This window comes from Corallococcus terminator (assembly GCF_003611635.1).
Lineage (GTDB): Bacteria > Myxococcota > Myxococcia > Myxococcales > Myxococcaceae > Corallococcus > Corallococcus terminator.
Genome location: NZ_RAVZ01000202.1, coordinates 1 through 17,942 on the forward strand (window position 1 = coordinate 1; position 17,942 = coordinate 17,942).

Annotated in this window: 19 protein-coding genes; 10 read left to right on the forward strand and 9 right to left on the reverse strand. The window is 69.1% G+C overall.

The window, feature by feature from the left end; genetic code table 11:
- The first annotated feature begins 115 nt into the window (after window positions 1–115).
- Window positions 116–1,309: a glycosyltransferase gene (locus D7V88_RS25790; RefSeq protein ID WP_120543289.1), complete on the forward strand. Its 1,194-nt coding sequence runs from the start codon at window positions 116–118 to the stop codon at window positions 1,307–1,309.
- Here the strand turns inward: D7V88_RS25790 and D7V88_RS25795 are convergent.
- The 7 genes from D7V88_RS25795 to D7V88_RS25825 form a co-directional block, all read right to left on the reverse strand.
- Window positions 1,240–2,463 (reverse strand): glycosyltransferase family 4 protein, encoded by a 1,224-nt coding sequence (locus tag D7V88_RS25795; protein ID WP_120543290.1) that lies wholly within the window; start codon window positions 2,461–2,463, stop codon window positions 1,240–1,242. The two genes, D7V88_RS25790 and D7V88_RS25795, sit on opposite strands and share 70 nt — an antisense overlap.
- A 56-nt stretch (window positions 2,464–2,519) precedes the next feature.
- Window positions 2,520–2,990, reverse strand: coding sequence for an NUDIX hydrolase (locus D7V88_RS25800; RefSeq protein ID WP_120543291.1), 471 nt, complete (start codon window positions 2,988–2,990; stop codon window positions 2,520–2,522).
- Between the two features lie 85 nt (window positions 2,991–3,075).
- Window positions 3,076–3,546 (reverse strand): NUDIX hydrolase, encoded by a 471-nt coding sequence (locus D7V88_RS25805; protein ID WP_120543292.1) that lies wholly within the window; start codon window positions 3,544–3,546, stop codon window positions 3,076–3,078.
- Between the two features lie 80 nt (window positions 3,547–3,626).
- Window positions 3,627–4,097, reverse strand: a complete 471-nt coding sequence (locus tag D7V88_RS25810; protein WP_120543293.1) for an NUDIX hydrolase — start codon at window positions 4,095–4,097, stop codon at window positions 3,627–3,629.
- Window positions 4,094–5,296, reverse strand: a complete 1,203-nt coding sequence (locus tag D7V88_RS25815; RefSeq protein WP_341870707.1) for a DUF2380 domain-containing protein — start codon at window positions 5,294–5,296, stop codon at window positions 4,094–4,096. Before D7V88_RS25815 ends, D7V88_RS25810 begins: the two co-directional genes overlap by 4 nt.
- 437 nt (window positions 5,297–5,733) lie before the next feature.
- Entirely contained in the window at window positions 5,734–6,204 is a 471-nt protein-coding gene (locus D7V88_RS25820) for an NUDIX hydrolase (protein ID WP_120543305.1), read from the reverse strand.
- The gene (locus D7V88_RS25825; protein WP_244238394.1) at window positions 6,201–7,562 is read right to left on the reverse strand and encodes a DUF2380 domain-containing protein; all 1,362 of its coding nucleotides are present in this window, start codon (window positions 7,560–7,562) and stop codon (window positions 6,201–6,203) included. The genes D7V88_RS25820 and D7V88_RS25825 overlap by 4 nt, the downstream gene beginning before the upstream one ends.
- 212 nt (window positions 7,563–7,774) lie before the next feature.
- Between D7V88_RS25825 and D7V88_RS25830 the strand changes: the two genes are divergently transcribed.
- Both D7V88_RS25830 and D7V88_RS25835 read left to right on the forward strand, forming a co-directional pair.
- Window positions 7,775–8,590 (forward strand): hypothetical protein, encoded by an 816-nt coding sequence (locus tag D7V88_RS25830; protein WP_244238395.1) that lies wholly within the window; start codon window positions 7,775–7,777, stop codon window positions 8,588–8,590.
- Window positions 8,587–9,078 (forward strand): tetratricopeptide repeat protein, encoded by a 492-nt coding sequence (locus tag D7V88_RS25835; protein WP_158625157.1) that lies wholly within the window; start codon window positions 8,587–8,589, stop codon window positions 9,076–9,078. The genes D7V88_RS25830 and D7V88_RS25835 overlap by 4 nt, the downstream gene beginning before the upstream one ends.
- A gap of 13 nt (window positions 9,079–9,091) precedes the next feature.
- On the opposite strand, the gene D7V88_RS25840 is transcribed toward D7V88_RS25835, so the two are convergent.
- Window positions 9,092–10,075: a pirin family protein gene (locus D7V88_RS25840; RefSeq protein WP_279636076.1), complete on the reverse strand. Its 984-nt coding sequence runs from the start codon at window positions 10,073–10,075 to the stop codon at window positions 9,092–9,094.
- A gap of 385 nt (window positions 10,076–10,460) precedes the next feature.
- Between D7V88_RS25840 and D7V88_RS25845 the strand changes: the two genes are divergently transcribed.
- From D7V88_RS25845 to D7V88_RS25870, 6 genes are all read left to right on the forward strand, one after another.
- Entirely contained in the window at window positions 10,461–11,459 is a 999-nt protein-coding gene (locus tag D7V88_RS25845; RefSeq protein WP_120543298.1) for a hypothetical protein, read from the forward strand.
- A gap of 295 nt (window positions 11,460–11,754) precedes the next feature.
- The gene (locus D7V88_RS25850) at window positions 11,755–12,753 is read left to right on the forward strand and encodes a hypothetical protein (protein ID WP_147448869.1); all 999 of its coding nucleotides are present in this window, start codon (window positions 11,755–11,757) and stop codon (window positions 12,751–12,753) included.
- 74 nt (window positions 12,754–12,827) lie between these two features.
- Complete coding sequence (locus tag D7V88_RS25855) at window positions 12,828–13,769, forward strand: hypothetical protein (RefSeq protein ID WP_120543300.1); 942 nt, start codon at window positions 12,828–12,830, stop codon at window positions 13,767–13,769.
- On the forward strand, window positions 13,766–14,437 hold the full coding sequence (locus D7V88_RS25860; RefSeq protein ID WP_120543301.1) for a hypothetical protein: 672 nt from the start codon (window positions 13,766–13,768) through the stop codon (window positions 14,435–14,437). The genes D7V88_RS25855 and D7V88_RS25860 overlap by 4 nt, the downstream gene beginning before the upstream one ends.
- A gap of 10 nt (window positions 14,438–14,447) precedes the next feature.
- Window positions 14,448–14,834: a hypothetical protein gene (locus D7V88_RS25865; RefSeq protein WP_120543302.1), complete on the forward strand. Its 387-nt coding sequence runs from the start codon at window positions 14,448–14,450 to the stop codon at window positions 14,832–14,834.
- A gap of 6 nt (window positions 14,835–14,840) precedes the next feature.
- Window positions 14,841–15,857, forward strand: a complete 1,017-nt coding sequence (locus D7V88_RS25870) for a hypothetical protein (RefSeq protein WP_244238396.1) — start codon at window positions 14,841–14,843, stop codon at window positions 15,855–15,857.
- Here D7V88_RS25870 and D7V88_RS25875 read toward each other — a convergent pair.
- Window positions 15,847–16,233: a serine/threonine protein kinase gene (locus D7V88_RS25875; RefSeq protein ID WP_120543304.1), complete on the reverse strand. Its 387-nt coding sequence runs from the start codon at window positions 16,231–16,233 to the stop codon at window positions 15,847–15,849. The two genes, D7V88_RS25870 and D7V88_RS25875, sit on opposite strands and share 11 nt — an antisense overlap.
- A gap of 279 nt (window positions 16,234–16,512) precedes the next feature.
- Here D7V88_RS25875 and D7V88_RS25880 point away from each other — a divergent pair.
- Window positions 16,513–17,942, forward strand: a 1,430-nt coding sequence (locus D7V88_RS25880) for a sensor histidine kinase (RefSeq protein ID WP_147448870.1), incomplete at its 3' end; no start/stop codon positions are given.

A 17,942-nucleotide genomic window follows, 5' to 3' on the forward strand; every position in this document is an offset into this window, starting at 1 on the left:
GGGATTCGGAGGGAGGGGGTTGCGTCATGGAGTGGGCGTTGCAACGGGACGCCCATCGACATTCATCCCCCACGGTTCCCCGCCTGCCGGTGCGCGGGATGGGTAGGATTTCGTCATGGCCTCCGGTCCCCGCGTCCTCCTCCTCGCCGAGCGCTTTCCCCCCGACATCGGAGGGCTGGCGCGCAGCGGCGCGCGCACCGCGGGCTCGCTCGTACGGCTGGGCGCACGCGTGGACGTGGTCGCCTGGACGCGCACGGCGTCACCGGGGGCGTTGGAGACGGTGGAGGACGCGGGCGAGGTGTCGCCGTTCGCGAAGGGGGTGACGCTGCACCGGTTGGGTTTGTTCGGCGCGGCGGACCTGTCCATGCAGCACACGCTGGATGTGCTCGGCCACCTGCACGGGCGGCGGAAGTATGACGTGGTATGGGGGCACTACCTGTACCCGCCGGGGTTCCTCGCGGTGGTGTTCGCGCAGAGCGCGGGCCTGGCGTCGGTGCTCAGCGCGCGGGGCAACGACGTGGACCAGCTCATGTTCCCGCCGGGGGACTTCGCCCGCCTGCTCTGGACGCTCCAGCGCGCGGACGTGCTGACGGCGGCGTCCGCGGACCTGGGCCGGAAGATGGCGATGCTGCTGGGGCGCGACCCGGGCGTGGAGGTCATCCCCAACGCGGTGGACACGGCACTGTTCTCGCCGGGGCCCGGGGATGGGGCCCTGCGGGAGAAGCTGGGCATCGCGGCGGGCGAGGCGGTGCTGGGTTTCTCCGGAGAGCTGCGCCACAAGAAGGGGCTGCCGTTCCTGCTCGCCGCGCTCACCGAGGTGCGGCGCGTGCGGCCGGCGTGCCTGCTGGTGATTGGAGAGGTGCGCGCCCGGGATGCCGAGCACCTGGTGGCCTACCGGTCGGAGCATCCGGAGGACGCGGCGCGCATCATCGTCTCCGGCGCGCTGGAGTCGCCCGCGCTCATCGCGGAGCACCTGCGCCTGTGTGATGTCTATCTGCAGCCGTCGCTGTGGGAGGGCATGCCCAACGCGCTGCTGGAGGCGATGGCGTGCGCGCGGCCGGTCATCGCGAGCGACGCGGGCGGCATCCCGGAGGCGGTGGACAGCGGGAAGAATGGCTTCCTCGTGCCCAAGGCGCTGTTGAACCACCTGGGGCAGGCGTGCCTGGACGTGCTGGGGATGCCGGCGTCCGAGCGCGAGGCGATGGGGAAGGCGGCCCGCGAGCGCATCGAGGCGCGCTTTCAGGCGGACGCGGAGGCCGCGGTGCTGGAGCGGGTGCTGGCGCGCGCGAGGCCCAGGTCGTCCGCGTAGGCGTTCACCAGGGCTTCCTGGGCGCGGCCCCAGGGGAAGTCGCGCTCCACTCGGGCGCGGGCGTGGGCACTGAGTGAGGCGCCGAGGCCAGGGTTGGCGAGGAGTGCCTTCACCGCTTCGGCGATGGCCTTGGGCGAGCCCGGGCGGATGCGGAGGACTTCGGTGTCCTCCGCGAGGCAGCGCACCACGGGCAGGTCGCTGGCGATGACGGGCGTGCCGGTGGCCATGGCCTCCAGCAGCTTCAGCGGGCAGCAGCCCTGCACGCAGTTGCGGTCGTTCACCGGCAGGGGGACGAGCACGGCGTCACAGGCGTGGTGCAGTGAGGCGAGTTCCTGCTGGGGCAGGGGCTCCAACAGCTCCACCGAGCCTTGGAGGAGCAGGTCGCCGCACCGGTCCAGGAGGGCGCGGCGCGCGTGCTTGCGCAGGGGGCCCACCAGCGTGAGGACCACGGGCAGGTCGCGCAAGAGGAGCCGGCAGGCGTCCAGTGCGTGGTGCACGCCCTGCCATGCCGTCATCGTGCCGCTGTAGAGCAGGCGCAAGGGGCGGCCGGGTTCCGGGGCGCGTGGGGGGGCGTAGCGGAACACGTCCAGGTCCACGCCGTTGGGGATGACGCGGAGGCGTGAAGGGTCCGCGCCGCGTGAGAGGAGGTGCTCCGCGGTGACGGCGCTGGGGGTGACGAGCAGGTCCGCGGCCTTGAGGCAGGCGTCCTCCTGCGCGAGCAGCTTGCCCATGAGCTCCGCGTCGTCCGCGACGTCCGGGTGGTGGTACTTGAGCTCGATGGAGGGCAGGCCGTTGACCTCGTACACGAGGGCGTCGGTGAGGGACGCCTTGCGCCGGGCGATGGGGTAGCCCTCGAAGATGGAGCGCACGTGCACGACCTTCGCGCGCGGACGGCCTTGCCACCACGCGCCCAGGTGCGCACGGAAGGTGAGCGCCTGGGCGACGAGGTCTTTTCCGCGCGCGCCCAGCGGGTGGTACGTGACGTTGCCGTGCAGGGCCGGGGCGGGGGCGCCGGGAGCCTCGCCAATGGCCACGAGGTCCATGGGGCCGAACGCGGCGCCCAGGGCCTCCACGAAGGCCCGGATGTGCACGGCCGCGCCCTTGGGGGCGGGGAAGCGGTCGAAGGATGCGTAGACGATTCCGGAGGAGGACACGGCACGGAGTGCTAGCGCGACGGGGGCGCGACGGCAAACAGGGGAGGGGGCCTGGGTCAGGCTTCTTCGTCTGGGAGGAGCGTGCGCAGCAGTTCGTCGTCAGGGCTCAGTGGGCGCCAGCCGGCTGGAGGCGGATGGGCGAGGAGTGCATCGCCGGCCTGACTGACGCGCTCTCTATGCGTTTCAGGGGCGTGGGCGGAGCAAGAGCCGAGCGGCATGGCTACGTCGAAGCGGTTGGAGTCGTCCACGATGGCAGGCCAACCCTCGGGGAGGCATTCGGCGAGTTCGCGCACAAATAGATCGCGCACAAAGCGCGTGACCTTCTTGTTCCGCTCCGCTTCGGCGAACAGTCCACTCAATATCTGCACCCCAGCGACATCATCCTTGCCAAGCTCTTCAGCCAGCGCCACGAATGAGACAGCAGGGCGAGCCTCCGCGAAGGCGGTGAGCGAGTCGTAACCGCGTTCACGGATCCGCTCATACACACGGACCCTCCAGTTGCCTTCCCACGAACGCCCGTCGGTCATCGCTTCCTGCCGTTCGTAACGCATCGTGAGGCATCTGCGCGAAAGGTCATCTCTTGTGCACAAGCTCGTCGGGTTGCTGCCGCGGTCAGGTCTCTTCGTCCGGTAGCAGCATACGCAGGAGTTCGTCGTCAGGGCTCAGTGGGCGCCAGCCTGCGGGCGGCGGATGGGCGAGCAACGATTCACCGGCTCTCATGACGCGCTCGTCGTAGGTCTCGGGAGTGTAGGCGGACCACATGCCCAATACCTTGGCGACTTCAAAACGTCTTGCGTCGTCCAGCATCGCGGGCCAACCGGCAGGGAGTCCTTCGGAGAACTCGCGCACAAGTACATCGCGCACAAGACGCGTGACCTTCTTGTTCCGCTCCGCTTCGGTGAGCAGGCCACTCAACACCTGCACCGCTACGATGTCGTCCTTGCCCAGTTCTTCGGCCAGTTCAACCAGCGAGGCAGTAGGGCGCGCCTCCGCGAAGGCGGTGAGTGACGTGTAGCCGCGCTCGCGGACACGCTCATTCAAGCGGACCCTTGCGTTGCCCTCCCAGAACCGTCCGTCGGTCATCGCCTTCTCCAGTCACCTCTTCGGACGAGTCGTGCGGTACATCGTTTTCCGCCAACAAGCCCATGGGTGTGCTGTCGCGGTCAGGTCTCCTCGTCCGGTAGGAGCGTGCGCAGAAATTCGTCATCGGGACCGAGCGGGCGCCAGCCGGGCGGAGGCGGATGGACGAGGAGCGCATCACCGGCTTTTCTTACACGCTCCTCATGGGTCTCAGGAGCGTAGGAGCTCCAGCGAGCTAGCGCTAGCGCCAGGTCGAAACGGTTTGAATCGTCCACGACAGCCGGCCAGCCATTAGGGAAGTCTTCGGCCAACTCGCGTGCGAGCACATCACGCACCAAGCGCGTGACCCGATGACGCTGTTCCGCTTCTCCGAGCAGGCCGCTGAATACCTGCACTGCGGCAACGTCGTCTTTACCCAACGTGTCGGCCAGCACATACAGCGGGACCGCAGGGTGTGCATCGGCGAAAGCGGTGAGCGAGTCGTAACCCCGCTCGCGGACCCGCTCGTACAGGCGGGCTCGCACGTTGCCTTCCCATGCTCGTCCGGCGGTCATTGGCCCCTCGAGGAAGTAAAGTTCATCGGAATCTTATAGTCTCGCATTGCTCTTGCGACGGTCTTCAGGATCTCGTTTCGCGTCAACATCCGGCCCGCCCTGCTCTCTGCGTCGCGAAGCTCTCCCATGATCATCCGGTTCCATTCGCCGGGCCAGGTGCGGCCCTTACGCCAATTGCCCCCACCATGAATCGCCTCATGGTGCGCCTGCTCCATCCTGACGCAGAACTGGTCGATATCCATGGGGCCCTTGAAGCCGCGCTGCCCGAACCACTCACGGTGCTCTTGGGGCAGGACATGGTGCTTCGGCGCGTCGGACATGCCGGCTCCGGCCCTGCCGGTTTCGTGCATGCCGCGCACTTCGGGGCTGTCGCCCAGCGCATCGAGAACGCCCCGTGGCAGGTCGCGGTTCGACTGGGCCATCAGCACCTGACCGGCGTGGATGCGAACGGCGGAGCTGACGGCGGGAGCGGAGATGACGCCCGCCTGGACGAGCCTGCGCATCCTCTCCACCCATTCGGCGGAGACGACCAGCCGTGTGCCCGTCATCACTCCGCCTGAATTCATCACGAGGCCCACGCCCAGCGTGGCGGGTGCTGCGGGTGGGAGCCTTGGCAGCGACATCCTCAGGGTGGAGACCATCGTGAGCATCTCCATGAACTGCGCCACCGCGATGACCTTGCCGGCGCGCTCCGACGCCATGCGCGCCCCCTCACGGATGGAGTGGAACTCGCGGGTGAGCTGAGCCATCACGCCGGGAAGTGCGCGAGCGGTGGTTTCGACCTGCCCGGGCTCCATCGACGCGAGCGCAAGCATCGACGGCTCGAGCAACTTCTGCACGCGGTCCATGTCCACGAGCAGTTGCTCGGGGCTGTAGAAGGGACACTGTTCGCGCACGACGTCCGCGAGTTGGAGGAAGTCGAGCCAGGCCGCGAGCAACAGGGCGCCTGACATGGCGGCCTGGAGACGTGGGCCCGTCATCTGGAGCAGGGCCACCTCCATGTCCGCGTCCTCGACCGACCCGGCGGTGTTCGCGAACAGGGTGGCACTGCCCAGCGCACCCTGGAGCCATGGCAGTTGGTTGGAGCCGTAGGCGATGTAACGGGTGAAGATGTCGTGCGACTGGTACGCCGCGAGCTTGGGAATTGAGCGGGAGAAGGTGCCCGTGGACGCCTTCACTTCGGCGATGGCATCGAGCACTGCCTGCCGCGTCTGCGTTGTGTCCTGGTGGTGTAACTCCGTCCGCGAACTCGTGGATGGGCGGGAAGAGGAAGGCCACGCGGGGCCAGACGACACATGCGACGCCTGGCGCAGGTGGCTCCTGCGCTCAGGCACTGAAGCGCAGGCCGTGGCCCACAGTGCAAGGCCCACCAGCAATGCTTCGGAGCGGAGTGGCCATCTTCGTCCCTGTCGGGATGATGACTCCAAACCATCGATCGCTATCCCACGCCCCTGCATCCGCATGCGTGCTCCTGGGAGTTCGCGGCAGCAAAGGGCTCATATCTGACATCCCTTGGCCTCCATGCCCTTGCTGTACTTGGCGCTCTTCGTGGGGTGGAGCTGGACACGACTTACGCGGTATCTCTGCAGTTCGATTGGGCGAAGTAGCCCGCTTTTCCGTGGGCCTGCTGTCGCGGTCAGGTCTCCTCGTCCGGCAACAGCATTCGCAGGATTTCGTCATCGGGACCGAGCGGGCGCCATCCGGCTGGCGGCGGGTGCGCTAGCAGCGCATCGCCGGCCCGACTGATGCGCTCCTCGTGAGCCTCCGGCGTGTAGGCACTCCAGCGACCGAGTGCCTTGGCGACCGCGAAGCGATTGGCGTCATCCATCATCACCGGCCAACCCTCGGGAAGGCTCTGAGACAACATTCGGACGAGTACATCGCGCTCGAAGCGCGCGATCTGCTTTCGCTGTTCCGCCTCCGCAAGCAGCCCGCTCAAAATCTGGACTCCTGCGATGTCGTCCTTGCCGAGCTCTTCCGCCAAGGCCACCAACGATGCCGTAGGGCGCGCATTGGCAAAGGCGGTGAGCGAAGTGAAACCGAGTTCGCGGACCCGGTCATGCAGGCGAGCCTTCCAGTTTCCCTGCCAGGACCGATCCTCGCTCATCGCCTTCTCCACGAGATGAACCTCATCGGGACTTTGTACTCCTTCATGCTCTCCGCGACGATGTTCAGGATCTCATTGCGCGTCAACATCCGGCCAGCCCTACTCTCTGCGGCGCGCAGCGTCTTCATGATCATCCTGTTCCACTCGCCGGCCCACATTCGTCCCAGTCGCCAGTCGCCCCCTCCGTGAACCGCCTCGTGCTGCGCCTTCTCCATCCTGACGCAGAACTGGTCGATATCCATGGGGCCCTTGAAGCCGCGCTGCTCGAACCACTCACGGTGCTCTTGCGGCAGGACGTGGTGCTTCGGCGCGTCGGACATGCCGGCTCCGGCCCTGCCGGTTTCGTGCATGGCGCGCACTTCGGGACTGTCGCCCAGCGCGTCGAGAACGCCCTGTGGCAGGTCCCGGTTCGACTGCGCCATCAGCACCTGACCGGCATGGATGCGAACGGCGGAGCGGACGACGGGAACGGAGATGACGCCCGCCTGGACGAGCCTGCGCATCCTCTCCACCCACTCGGCGGAGACGACCAGCCGTGTGCCCGTCATCACTCCGCCTGAGCTCATCACGAGGCCCACACCCAGCGTGGCGGGCGCTGCGGGTGGGAGCCTTGGCAGCGACATCCTCAGGGTGGAGACCATCGTGAGCATCTCCATGAACTGCGCCACCGCGATGACCTTGCCGGCGCGCTCCGTCGCCATGCGCGCCCCCTCACGGATGGAGTGGAACTCGCGGGTGAGCTGCGCCATCACACCGGGAAGCGCGCGTGCGGTGGCTTCGACCTGCCCGGGCTCCATCGAAGCGAGCGCCATCATCGACGGCTCGAGCAACTTCTGCACCCGGTCCATGTCCACGAACAGTTGCTCGGGGCTGTAGAAGGGACACTGTTGGCGCACGACGTCCGCGAGCTGGAGGAAGTCGAGCCAGGCCGCGAGCAACATGGCGGCCTGGAGACGTGGGCCAGTCATCCGGAGCAGGCCCACCCCCATCTCCTCATCCTCGACCGCCCCGGCGGTGTTCGCGAGCAGGGAAACACTGCCCAAGGCACCCTGGAGCCATGGCAGTTGGTTGGAGCCGTAGGCGATGTAACGGGTGAAGACGTCGTGTGACTGGTACGCCGCGAGCTTGGGAATCGAGCGGGAGAAGGTGCCCGTGGACGCCTTCACTTCGGCGATGGCATCGAGCACTGCCTGCCGCGTCTGCGTGGTGTCCTGTCGGTGTGACTCCGTGAGCGAACCAGCGGATGCGCGGGAAGAGGAAGGCCACGCGGGGCCAGACGACACGTGCGACGCCTGGCGCAGGTGGCTCCCTCGTTCGGGCACCGAGGCGCAGGCCGTGGCCCACAGCGCAAGGCTCACCAGCAAGACCTCGGAGCGGAGTGGCGACCTTCGTCCCTGTCGGGATGATGACCGGCGCAGCGCTTCCTCCAAGTCATCGCTCACCGCCCCACGTCCCTTCATCCGCATGCGCGCTCCTGGGAGTTCGCGGCAGCAAAGGGCACACGTCTGACATCCCTCCGCCCCCATGAGCCCATCGCCTCCGCGCCGGGCGTTCGTGCAAGATGGCGCGCATGTTCATGAGTTCCGTGGTGATGGTGGCGCTGGTCGCGGCTCCTGCTTCGACGCCGGCCCCGGCTCCGGCCGAGTCGCGCATGTGGAAGGTGACCGGCACGGACGTGATGTTCGTGCAGTCCCCCAAGGACCTGCGCGCCCTGCGTGGCAACAAGGAGCTGTTCGGCCTCCAGTCACGCAAGGCGGAGTTCCTCTCCAAATTCGAGGCCGAGCCCGAGACGGACGTGTCCGATTGGGAAGCCTCCGAATCCCTCAACGTGCTGTCGGTGGTGGGACCCTGGGTGAGCTACGAGCAGTCCGCTTCGGGCTACACCGGCGGCGCGCACCCGTATGCGCACACGGGCTACGTCACGCAGGATGTGACGAAGGGCAAGGATGGCTTCTCACTGCTCGACGTGTTCGCGGAGAAGGATGTGCTCGCGGCCCTGAAGGCGGATGGCTTCGTGCGCAAGCACATCGACGACGAGGAGGCTTTCAAGAACGCCGCGACGGTGGAGTCCCTGCTGGAAAGCCTGGGGCCCGGCGAGGATTGCGTCGGCTTTGAATACGGGCTCGACTCGGTGAAGCGCTCGGTCGCGTTCCATCACGTCGAGGGTGACAAGGTCGCCGTGCGCATCGCGTTCGGCTACTTCGGCGAGATGTGTCGCGGAAACAAGTTCGTCGTGGGCGTGCTGCTGCCCATTCCCAAGACACTGCGGCCCGCGTTCGACCGCGCGGCCAAACGCGAAGAGGGCTTCCTCATGAAGGATGCGAAGGCGGCGAAGGCTCCGTCCGTCCAGTTCACGTGGGAGCCCCCCAAGCCGAAGACTCCGTGAGCGACGCGCTGACTGCTTCCGCCTCGGATGTCCGACTCCCCGGTCCTCGGGTTCCCGGCTTCGTGGCCGGTGTCTGCGCGCTGCTCCTCACGGGATGCGCGCACGAACCGAAGGCCTTCCCGTGCGGATACGAGCGTGACCCCCGTGCGCAGTGTGTCCAGGAGCTGCGCGAGGGCCACCTGGACACGGCGGAGACGTACTGCGACCTGGCACTGGAGTTCTCGCCCCTGTCCGCCGACCTGTGGGCCACCAAGGGCCTCATCTCGCTCTCTCGGGGTAACCTGGCGAAGGCGAAGGCACACCTGCTCCAGGCCCTTCGCTACAACCCGGAGCACACGCACGCCCACTTCCACCTGGGAGTCCTCTTCGTGCGCGAAGCCGACCCTCGACAGGCGGAAGCGGCCTTCAGCGAGTGCCTCCGCCTGGACCCCGCGAACGTCGACTGCCGGGACGGGCTGGAACGGGCCCAGCGCGCCGGGGACAGGTAATGGCCGCGCGCCCTCAGGCCGGCCGTTCGATGTGGCCGTCCGCGTGGCGCGCGAAGCGCCCTTCCTCACGTCCGTGCACCGGGTCCGGGTTGGGCCACGGCCAGCCGCCGAAGCCGGTGCGCTGGTAGTCCGCGAAGGCCTGCTGGATCTCCTGCCGCGTGTTCATCACGAACGGCCCGTACTGCACGACCGGCTCGCCAATGGGACGCCCCTGGAGCATCAGCAGCTCCGTCACGTCCGCGCCGTTCTCCAGCGCCACGCTCACGTCGGCGCGCAGTTCGATGGCGCGCGACGACGGGATGTCCCGGCCGCCCACTCGCAGCGCGGAGCCCCGGAAGAAGTACAGCATGCGGTGCGTGCCCTTGGCCGCCGCCGGCAGCGTCCACTTCGCGCCCGGCTCCAGCTTGAGCGTCCAGATGGCCACGTCCGCGTCGGCGTGCGCGGCCCAGGACTTCGGTGGCGGCGGCGGCGCCTTCACGTCGTCCAGCCGGCCGGCGACCACGGTGACCTCCGTGGCGCGCCCCGCATCGTCCTTCGCCACGTGCCGGGGGATGGTCTGGTTCCAGAGCATGGAGAAGTGCGGCTCCACGTGCTTGTTCGCGCGCGGCAGGTTGAGCCAGATCTGGAACAGCTCCAGGGGGTTCGGCGTGTCGGAGCGGAGCAGCGGAAACATCTCCGAGTGGTTGATGCCACTGCCCGCCGTGAGCCACTGCACGTCCCCGCCGCCAAAGCGCGCCGCCGCGCCCAGCGAGTCGGAGTGGTCGATGAGACCGTTGCGCACGATGGTCACCGTCTCGAAGCCCCGGTGCGGGTGCTGTGGGAAGCCCGGCACCACGGAGCCGTGGTACATGTTCCAGCCGTCCCGCCCAGCGAAGTCCTGCCCGATGTCGCGCCCCGTCAGCGGGGCCGCGGGGCCAAAGCGCTCGTTGCCCGCGGGATACCGGTCGTCGTGGTGCACGCAGAAGAGGAACGGATCCGGCGTCTTCCACGGACCCATCCCGAGCGGATCCACGCGAATGACGGCTTCTGGCTGAACACCCTGCTGCTGACCCATGGCTTGCTCCCCTGCTTTGTCCGAAGCGCGTGAACACCCCACGGCGGTGGTGACCCCCGCCGCCGCGATGAGCTTCAGCGCTGCTCTCCTGCTGCTCACATCATCCAAGGTCCACCTCGTGCCCGTGGCTGACCCATCCTACTAACAACGGGATTTCCGGGGCGCTCGGGCCGCACCGGCTCGTCCAGTGAATCCAAGCACGTCCGCGCCCATGCGAAGGGCTTCCGGAAGGTCCGAGGCCCCTGGCAGGGTTTGACCGTCCTTCACGCAGCCCCCTACGCTCCTCGGCGCGGTCCGCCCGACGGACATCACAGGGGAGCCCTCCGCCGTGGCGGTCAACATCACCCGATTCCACAACGTCTTCCTCTACCAGTCCCGCGCGCCCGTGCCGGAGCTGCTGCGAGACCTGGCGGTGCTGAGAGGGCTGGACGCTCAAGCGGAGAAGCAGTTGGGCTCGCTGACGATGCGTGCATGGCTCTCCGTGATTCCCGGCGGTGTGCTGGCCCTGCTGTCCTACGGCATCTGGGCCGGCAGCGTGAACGCGGACGACGAGCTGTCCGAGCAGGCGATTCTGCTCTTGAAGTTCGGCTTCTTCTTCGGCGTCCTGCTGCTCGCCGTGGGGCTCCTCGTCTTCGTGCGGCGCGACAGGCTGAAGCCGCGCGACCTGGACAACCGGCGTTATGGCCTGGCGCGCGTGCTCCTCAATCGCTTGCAGGTGGACCTGGCCCCGGATGCACCCGTGCGGCTGAAGCTGGATTTGCGGCCGCCGGATGTGCGGGAGAAGCGCGTCAGGCAAGACATGGTGGGCTGGTGGAACACGGAGTTCTTCGTCGACCCGTGGTTCCTGCTGGAGACCCGGCTGGCGGATGGCACGTTCCTGCGCATCCGCATGGTGGAAAAACACCAGAAGCGCGAGCGCTACAAGACGAACGTCAGAGGCAACAAGACGAAGAGGATCCTCAAGTTGAAGGGGTTCGCCCGGCTGGAGGTGTCCCTGCGGGTGAAGCCGGAGCGCCACCCCGGACTCGGGGCCCTGAAGGGGCAGGCCACGAACGCCACGCGCCTGCCCCCGCGCGTCGAACTGGAGCGCGTGCGCGTCGCGGCGGACCGGCTGTCCCTGCGTGTCCGGCTCGCCAAGGACTGGGTGGCGCAGGCGCAGCAGGCGTCCGCCGACCCGGAGACTCCCTCCATCTGGGAAGAGGCCCTGGAGAAGGACGACGCGTCCCGCACGGCGACGATGATGCTCCTGAGCCTCTATCAGGTGGTCCGCTACGCCCGGCTGCGCGGCAAGCAGCGGGCGGCCCAGGGCCGGCGACAGTCGGTTTGACATGCCCGGGGGCGCCTCCTGCGCTCGGTGGTGGCCGACCGCTGGACGGTCCCCGCAGGCCCAGGCCCCCCGAGGCGCCTCCCGGCGAGCACGACGCGTCGCGCACGGCGACGATGATGCTCCTGAGCCTCTACCAGGTGCTCTCTCTGGCCAGGACCCCGCCAGCGTCGAAGTCGTCACCGGAGCCGAAGACGTCCAGGAAGGCCCCCGGCCTGGTTTGACCGTCCTTCACGCGCGCCCCTACGCTCCCAAGCGCGGTCCGCCCGACGGACACCTCGCAGGGGAGTCCTCCGCCGTGGCGGTCAACATCACCCGATTCCACAACGTCTTCCTCTACCAGTCCCACTCGCCCGTTCCGGAGCTGCTGCGAGACCTGGGGATGCTGGGACGACTGGATGCCCGCGCGGAGAAGCAGTTGGGAGCGCTGACGACGGCCGCGTGGCTCACCACGATTCCCGGCGGGTCGCTGATCCTGCTGTGCTGTTACGCCTCCTGGGCCAGCGCCGTGAGTTCGGACGTCCCATTCTCGTGGCAGGGCGCACAGCCCTTGAAGAACGGGTTCCTCCTTGGCTTGTTGCTGCTCGCCGTGGGGGGCTTGTTCTTCCTGTGGCGCGCCATGTTGAAGCCGCGCGACCTGGACAACCGGCGGTATGGCCTGGCGCGCGTGCTCCTCCAGCGCCTGCAGGTGGACCTGGCCCCGGATGCGCCGGTGCGGCTGAAGCTGGATTTGCGGCAGCCGGATGTGAGGGAGAAGCGCGTCAGGCAAGACATGGTGGGCTGGTGGAGGACGGAGTTCTTCGTCGACCCGTGGCTCACGCTGGAGGCCCGGCTGGCGGATGGCACGTTCCTGCGCATCCGCATGGTGGAGAAGCACCAGAAGCGCGAGCGCTACAAGACGAGCGCCAGCGGCAAGACGAAGAAGAAGAGCAAGAGGAAGGGCTTCGCCCGGCTGGAGGTGTCCCTGCGCGTGAAGCCGGAGCGCCACCCCCGACTCGGGACCCTGAAGGGACAGACCACGAACGCCACGCGCCTGCCCCCGCGCGTCCAGTTGGAGCGCGTGCGCGTCGCGGCGGACCGGCTGTCCCTGCGCGTCCGGCTGGCCGGGGATTGGGTGGCGCGAGCGCAGAAGGCGCCTGAGGACCCGGAGACCCCCGCCTTTTGGAAGGAGGCCCTGGAGAAGGACGACGCGTCCCGCACGGCGACGATGATGCTCCTGAGCCTCTATCAGGTGGTCCGCTACGCCCGGCGGCGCGGCAAGCAACGGGCGGCTTGGGCCCGGCGACAGTCGGTTTGACCTGCCCGGGGGCGCCTCCTACGCTCGGTCGCGGCCGACCGCTGGACGGTCCCCGCTGAACAAGGCTCCTCCCCGTGGCGCTCGACCTCTCCGCATTCCAGAAGACGCTCGTCTACCAGGCCCATGCCCCCGTGCCGGAGGTGCTGGAGGACCTGAAGGTCATCGGACAGTTGGACCAGAAGGCCGAAGCGGCGCGCAAGACCCTGTGGATTTCCGCCTGGGTCGTGCTGGTCGTGGGCGTGCTGTCCCTCTTCGTGGTGGGGCCATTGGGGCTTGCGCCGATCGTCCTGGCCGTGGGGCTGTTCATCGTGCGCGCGCGCCGCCGCCGGACGGACCTGGAGGACCGGCGCTATGGGCTGGTGGCCACGCTGCTCCAGCGGCTCCAGGTGGACCTGGAGAAGGACGCGGCCGTGGACCTGACGCTGGACCTGTCGCCGAACGACGAGGTGCGCAAGCGCGTCGCCGAGGGCACCCGGGGCCGGTGGAAGTGCGAGGACTTCACCGAGACGTGGCTTCAATTGCAGGGACGCTTCGCGGACGGCACGCACCTGCACCTGTCCATGGTGGAGCACCTCCAGAAGCGCAGCCGCACGCAGCGCAATGCTCGCGGGAAGACGAAGACCAAGCGCAAGCAGAAGGGCAAGGCCCTCATGCAGGTGTCGCTGCGCGTGAAGGCGGAGCGTCACCCCGGGCTCGCGGCGCTGGACGCGAGCGCCCGGAGCGCGGCGCGCCTGCCCCCGGGCATCAAGCTGTCGCGGATCCGCGTGGCCGCCGACCGGTTGTCGCTGCGCGCCCTGCTGGCCCATGACTGGGTCGTGCGCGAGCCGAAGCCTGCTTTCAATCCAGCCTCCCTCGCGATGGCTCCCAACAAGGGCCGCAAGCCCAAGGTCCCGGTGGTGCCACCCGGGAAGCACGACGCGTCGCGCACCGCGACGATGATGCTCCTGAGCCTCTACCAGGTGCTCAACTTCTCCAGCTCCCAGCACAAGCGCTCGGATGCGAGGGCCACTTCATGAAGCTGCGTGTCCTGTTCCTCCTGGGCCTGGGTGTGCTCGCGGCCCCGGCGTGTACGCAGGGAGGCGCTCCCGCCTCGAACGAAGGCGCCCCGCCCACGCAGGCGAGGTCCGCCATCCCGGCGGAGCCGAAGGAGGCCGGCGCCAAGCTCAAGTTCAAGGACGGCGACGACCGCGAGCGCTTCTCGCTCAAGCCCAAGGACGACGGCGCCAAGCTGGTGGACGGCGAGGACAAGGAGCTGGCCCGCTACAAGTGGAAGGACGGCGAGCTCAAGGTGTCCGGTCCGGACGACGCGGTGCTGGCGTACGTCACCGGCGGCCCCGACGTGTTCCAGGTGAAGGACTCCGCGCGCGGCGCCGTGCGCTACACGTTCGCGCGCGAGGGCTCCGGCTGGAAGCTCACCGACGCGCAGGGCGTCGTCCTGAACACCGTGGCCTCCGAAGGTGGGGGCGCGTCCGTGAAGGGCGCTTCCGGCGAGGAGGCGCTCCGCGTGAAGGTGCGCGACGGCAAGCTGTCGCTGCGTGACCCGGCGGGCAAGACGGTGCTCGCCACCAAGACGCCGGTCTCCCCCGAAGCCGCCGCGTGCCTGGGCTTCGACTCCCTGGACCTGCCCCTGCGCATGGCCCTGCTCTTCCGACTCCAGAACCCCGCGGGCGCCGCGGCGCCCTGAGCCTCCCGCCATGTCCCCATCCTTCGCGTCCGCCGAACACTGCCTGGAGACCTCCGGCTTCCTCTTCTCCCACGCGTGCGAACGCGGGGCTTCCACGCAGTGTTCGCGCTGCCAGAAGCCGGTGTGCGCGCTGCACACGCGCATGCTCGACGATGGGGAGGTGTGCGTGTCGTGCGCCCGGACCGCGGACAACGGTGACGAGAACCGCGACGGGTCCGAGACCGACTGGGACGAGGACGACCCCAGCTACTACTACGACGGCTACGGCTATTACGGCCGCGGCGCGTGGACCGCCTCCGGCACCTCCCACGACAGGAACGACTTCACCGAGGCCGACGGCGAGAGCCTGCGCCGCGAGGACGACGCCTCCTTCGAGGAGGACCTGGGCGGGAGCTGAGCGCCCGTGCGACGTCAGCACTGGCGCTTGTACGCGCTCGGCGGAGGGATGGGGCACCTGACGCGCGCCTGCGCGCTGACCCGCGCCGCCGTGGCCCGGGGCCATGTGGTGGACGTGCTCACCAACAGCCCGTTCGCGCCCGGCCTGCCCCTGGAGTCGCTGCTGGGGCCGGGGGCCACCGTGCACCGCCTGGAGGCGCACCTGGACAAGGCGGCCACGGTGGCCGCCGTCACCGCGTGGCTTGGGGACTCCACGCCGGACGTGCTGGTGGTGGACGCCTTTCCACGCGGCCTCGCGGGAGAGCTGGCCGCGTTGCTGCCCACGGTGCGCGCGCCGCGCGTGCTGGTGCACCGCGACCTGAACCCCGTCTACGTGGAGCGCTTCGACGTGGCCCGCGCGGTGGACGCGTTCGACCTGCTCGTCGTGCCGGGCGAGGACGCTCCCTTCGCGCACCATCCGCGCGCGGTGCGGACCGCTCCGTGGCTGCTGCTGGACGCGGACGCCCTGCTGTCCCGCGCGGATGCCCGGCGGCGGCTGGGCCTGGAGGCGACGGACCCACGGCCGGTGGTGGCGGTGCTGGGCTGCGGCCGGCCGGAAGAGGTGGTGGACGCGCGGGACACCGCCCGACGGCTGCGCGGCTTGCTGGGAGGACGGGCGGAGGTGCGGTGGCTGGTCCCTACTGTCGCCGACGGGGCGGGCTCAGCGGAGGCCCTGGCCCTCTGGCCGGCGCTCGCGGTGCTTACCGGCGTGGACGTGCTGGTGGGGTCCGGCGGCTACAACACGGTGCAGGAGGCGCGGGCCACGGGGACGCCGCTCGTCGCGTGGGCGCGGCCCCGGCTCTATGACCGGCAGGCGCTGCGGCTGAGCGACGGGGAGCGCATCGCGGACGCGGCGGAGCTGGAGGGGCGGGTCGCTTCCCTGCTTCAGGGAGCGCCCCGCGAGCGCCCCGCGTCCTGCGTCGCCTACGTCAATGGCGTCCACCCGGCGGTGGAAGGCATCGAGCAGCTCGTGCTCAGTGCTTGAAGCCCTGGTGGCCAGCGGCGGGCTCGATGCCGTGGGCCATGACGAAGTGGTAGAGCACCTGGGGGTCGTCCTTCGGTCCGCCCATCAGCTCCACCAGGAAGTGGCCCGCCTGCGGGTCCGCGTCCGGATCCGGGGAGATGGTGACCTCGGAGACCTCGCGGCCCACCATCACCATCTCGCCCACCAGGGACTTGCCCTTGATGAGCTGGAGGACGTGCTGGCGCTCCTCCTCCATCAGCATCCAGTGGAAGTCGTCATGGTCGAACAGGGTCATGTCCGGCGAACCGCACCGCAGGATGCAGTTGGTGTGCTCCTGGATCCATCGCCAGAAGGCATCGAACGTCAGGGTGCGGGCCGGTGGGGAGATCAGATCCATCGGGGGACCTCTTCAGAAAGGGGCAGGCGCCCGGACGCCCGCAGGCGCGTCGGGTTGCGTGTGCGTGCTGCCTAGCATGGCCGGGCCTCGTGGGGCCGGCTCCTTTTCGGGCCGTGTTCGAAGGCAGGCCTGCCGGTCGGGGGAGGGCGAATCCACGATATCGGACGCTTGTTGCTCTCCTCAGGAAGAGGGCGACGTTGAAGAGGGTTGGCGCCGCCCGGAGGGAGGATGCACGAGCATGACGAAGGACGCTGGCCGGGAGCCCGTACGGGGCGCGCGATGAGTCTGCGCGCCTTCTTCTCCACCGTGGTGGGCGTGCTGGTCCTGCTCTCCGTGGTCTCCGCCACCCTGCTCGTGGTGCTGACGGGTGCGCTGGAGCGCATGGCTTCCACCTTGAGTGAGTCCGTGGAAGGGGTGCGGCAGGCGGAGGAACTGGAGGTGGATCTGCTCGTCCATTCCCGGCTCATCTCGTCGCCGGACACGCCCATGGTGGCGGACCCCTCCAGGGGGCGCACCCCAGCGGAGATCGAGGTGGACCTGCACCGCCAACTGGATGACCTGCACACCTACGCCTCCACCGACGAGGAGCGCCAGGTGCTGGTGGAGGCGGAGCGCGACGTGGCCGACTACCTGGGGGCGCAGCGGCGCCTGTCGGAGACGCGGCAGGCCTCCTCGCCGCATGACGCGCGGGTGGTGGCCACGCTGGACGCGGCGCTGCGTTCGCTGGAGCGCCTCATCCAGATCAACGTGGACCAGGCCCAGGCGGCGCGCGTGCTCGCGGCCCGCTGGAGCGAAACGGCCAACCTGCTGGGGCTGGTGCTGGGGCTGGTGCTGCTGACGACGCTGGGGTCGGTGGTCTTCTGGCTGCGGCGCTTCGCGCTGCGTCCGGTGGCGCACCTGCAGCGGGCGATGCGCGCCTTCGGCACGGGCCGCGACCGGGACGCTCGTGCGCCGGAGGAGGGACCGTTGGAGATCCGCGACATGGCCCACGCCTTCAACGAGATGGCGGACAGCCTGGCGCACCAGCAGGAGCAGCAACTGGCGTTCCTGGCCGGCGTGGCGCACGACCTGCGCAACCCGCTGTCCGCGCTGAAGCTGTCCACGGCGCTGGCGTCGCCCGGCCGCGTGGAAGCCACGCCGGAGCGGATGCAGCGCACGCTCGCGCTGGTGCGCCGGCAGGTGGCCCGGTTGGACCGGATGGTGGGCGACCTGCTGGACGCCACGCGCATCCAGGCGGGCAAGCTGGAGCTCCAGCCGGAGGTGCGCGACACGCGCGAGCTGGCGCGCTCGGTGGTGGAGCTGTACCAGTCCAGCGAGCCCGGCCACACGCTGGAGCTGGTGGTGCCCGACGCCGCGGTGCTGGTGCGGGCGGACCCCGCGCGGCTGGAGCAGGTGCTGACCAACCTGGTGAGCAACGCGCTCAAGTATTCGCCGGTGGGCAGCCGCGTGCGGGTGTCCGTGCTGGCGGATGCGCAGCACGCGGTGCTGGCGGTGTCCGACCAGGGCATCGGCATGTCGACGGAAGAACTCAAGGGGCTCTTCGTCCCGTTCCAGCGCGCGGGCAACGCGAAGCAGCGCGCCCCGGGCGTGGGGCTGGGGCTGTCGGTGTCGCGGCGGATCATCGAAGCGCATGGGGGCCGCATCGAGGTGGAGAGCCAGCCCGGCCAGGGCTCCGTGTTCCGCGTCCACCTGGCCCGGGTGTCCGCCGG

Excerpts from the sequence above, each read along its gene's own strand:
- D7V88_RS25800 (WP_120543291.1), bottom strand. The coding sequence starts at position 2,990 with ATGACCGACGGGCGTTCGTGGGAAGGCAACTGGAGGGTCCGTGTGTAT.
- D7V88_RS25875 (WP_120543304.1), bottom strand. The coding sequence starts at position 16,233 with ATGGATCTGATCTCCCCACCGGCCCGCACCCTGACGTTCGATGCCTTC.
- D7V88_RS25790 (WP_120543289.1), top strand. The coding sequence starts at position 116 with ATGGCCTCCGGTCCCCGCGTCCTCCTCCTCGCCGAGCGCTTTCCCCCC.
- D7V88_RS25820 (WP_120543305.1), bottom strand. The coding sequence starts at position 6,204 with ATGAGCGAGGATCGGTCCTGGCAGGGAAACTGGAAGGCTCGCCTGCAT.
- D7V88_RS25860 (WP_120543301.1), top strand. The coding sequence starts at position 13,766 with ATGAAGCTGCGTGTCCTGTTCCTCCTGGGCCTGGGTGTGCTCGCGGCC.
- D7V88_RS25810 (WP_120543293.1), bottom strand. The coding sequence starts at position 4,097 with ATGACCGCCGGACGAGCATGGGAAGGCAACGTGCGAGCCCGCCTGTAC.
- D7V88_RS25805 (WP_120543292.1), bottom strand. The coding sequence starts at position 3,546 with ATGACCGACGGACGGTTCTGGGAGGGCAACGCAAGGGTCCGCTTGAAT.
- D7V88_RS25830 (WP_244238395.1), top strand. The coding sequence starts at position 7,775 with ATGTTCATGAGTTCCGTGGTGATGGTGGCGCTGGTCGCGGCTCCTGCT.
- D7V88_RS25865 (WP_120543302.1), top strand. The coding sequence starts at position 14,448 with ATGTCCCCATCCTTCGCGTCCGCCGAACACTGCCTGGAGACCTCCGGC.
- D7V88_RS25840 (WP_279636076.1), bottom strand. The coding sequence starts at position 10,075 with ATGGGTCCGTGGAAGACGCCGGATCCGTTCCTCTTCTGCGTGCACCAC.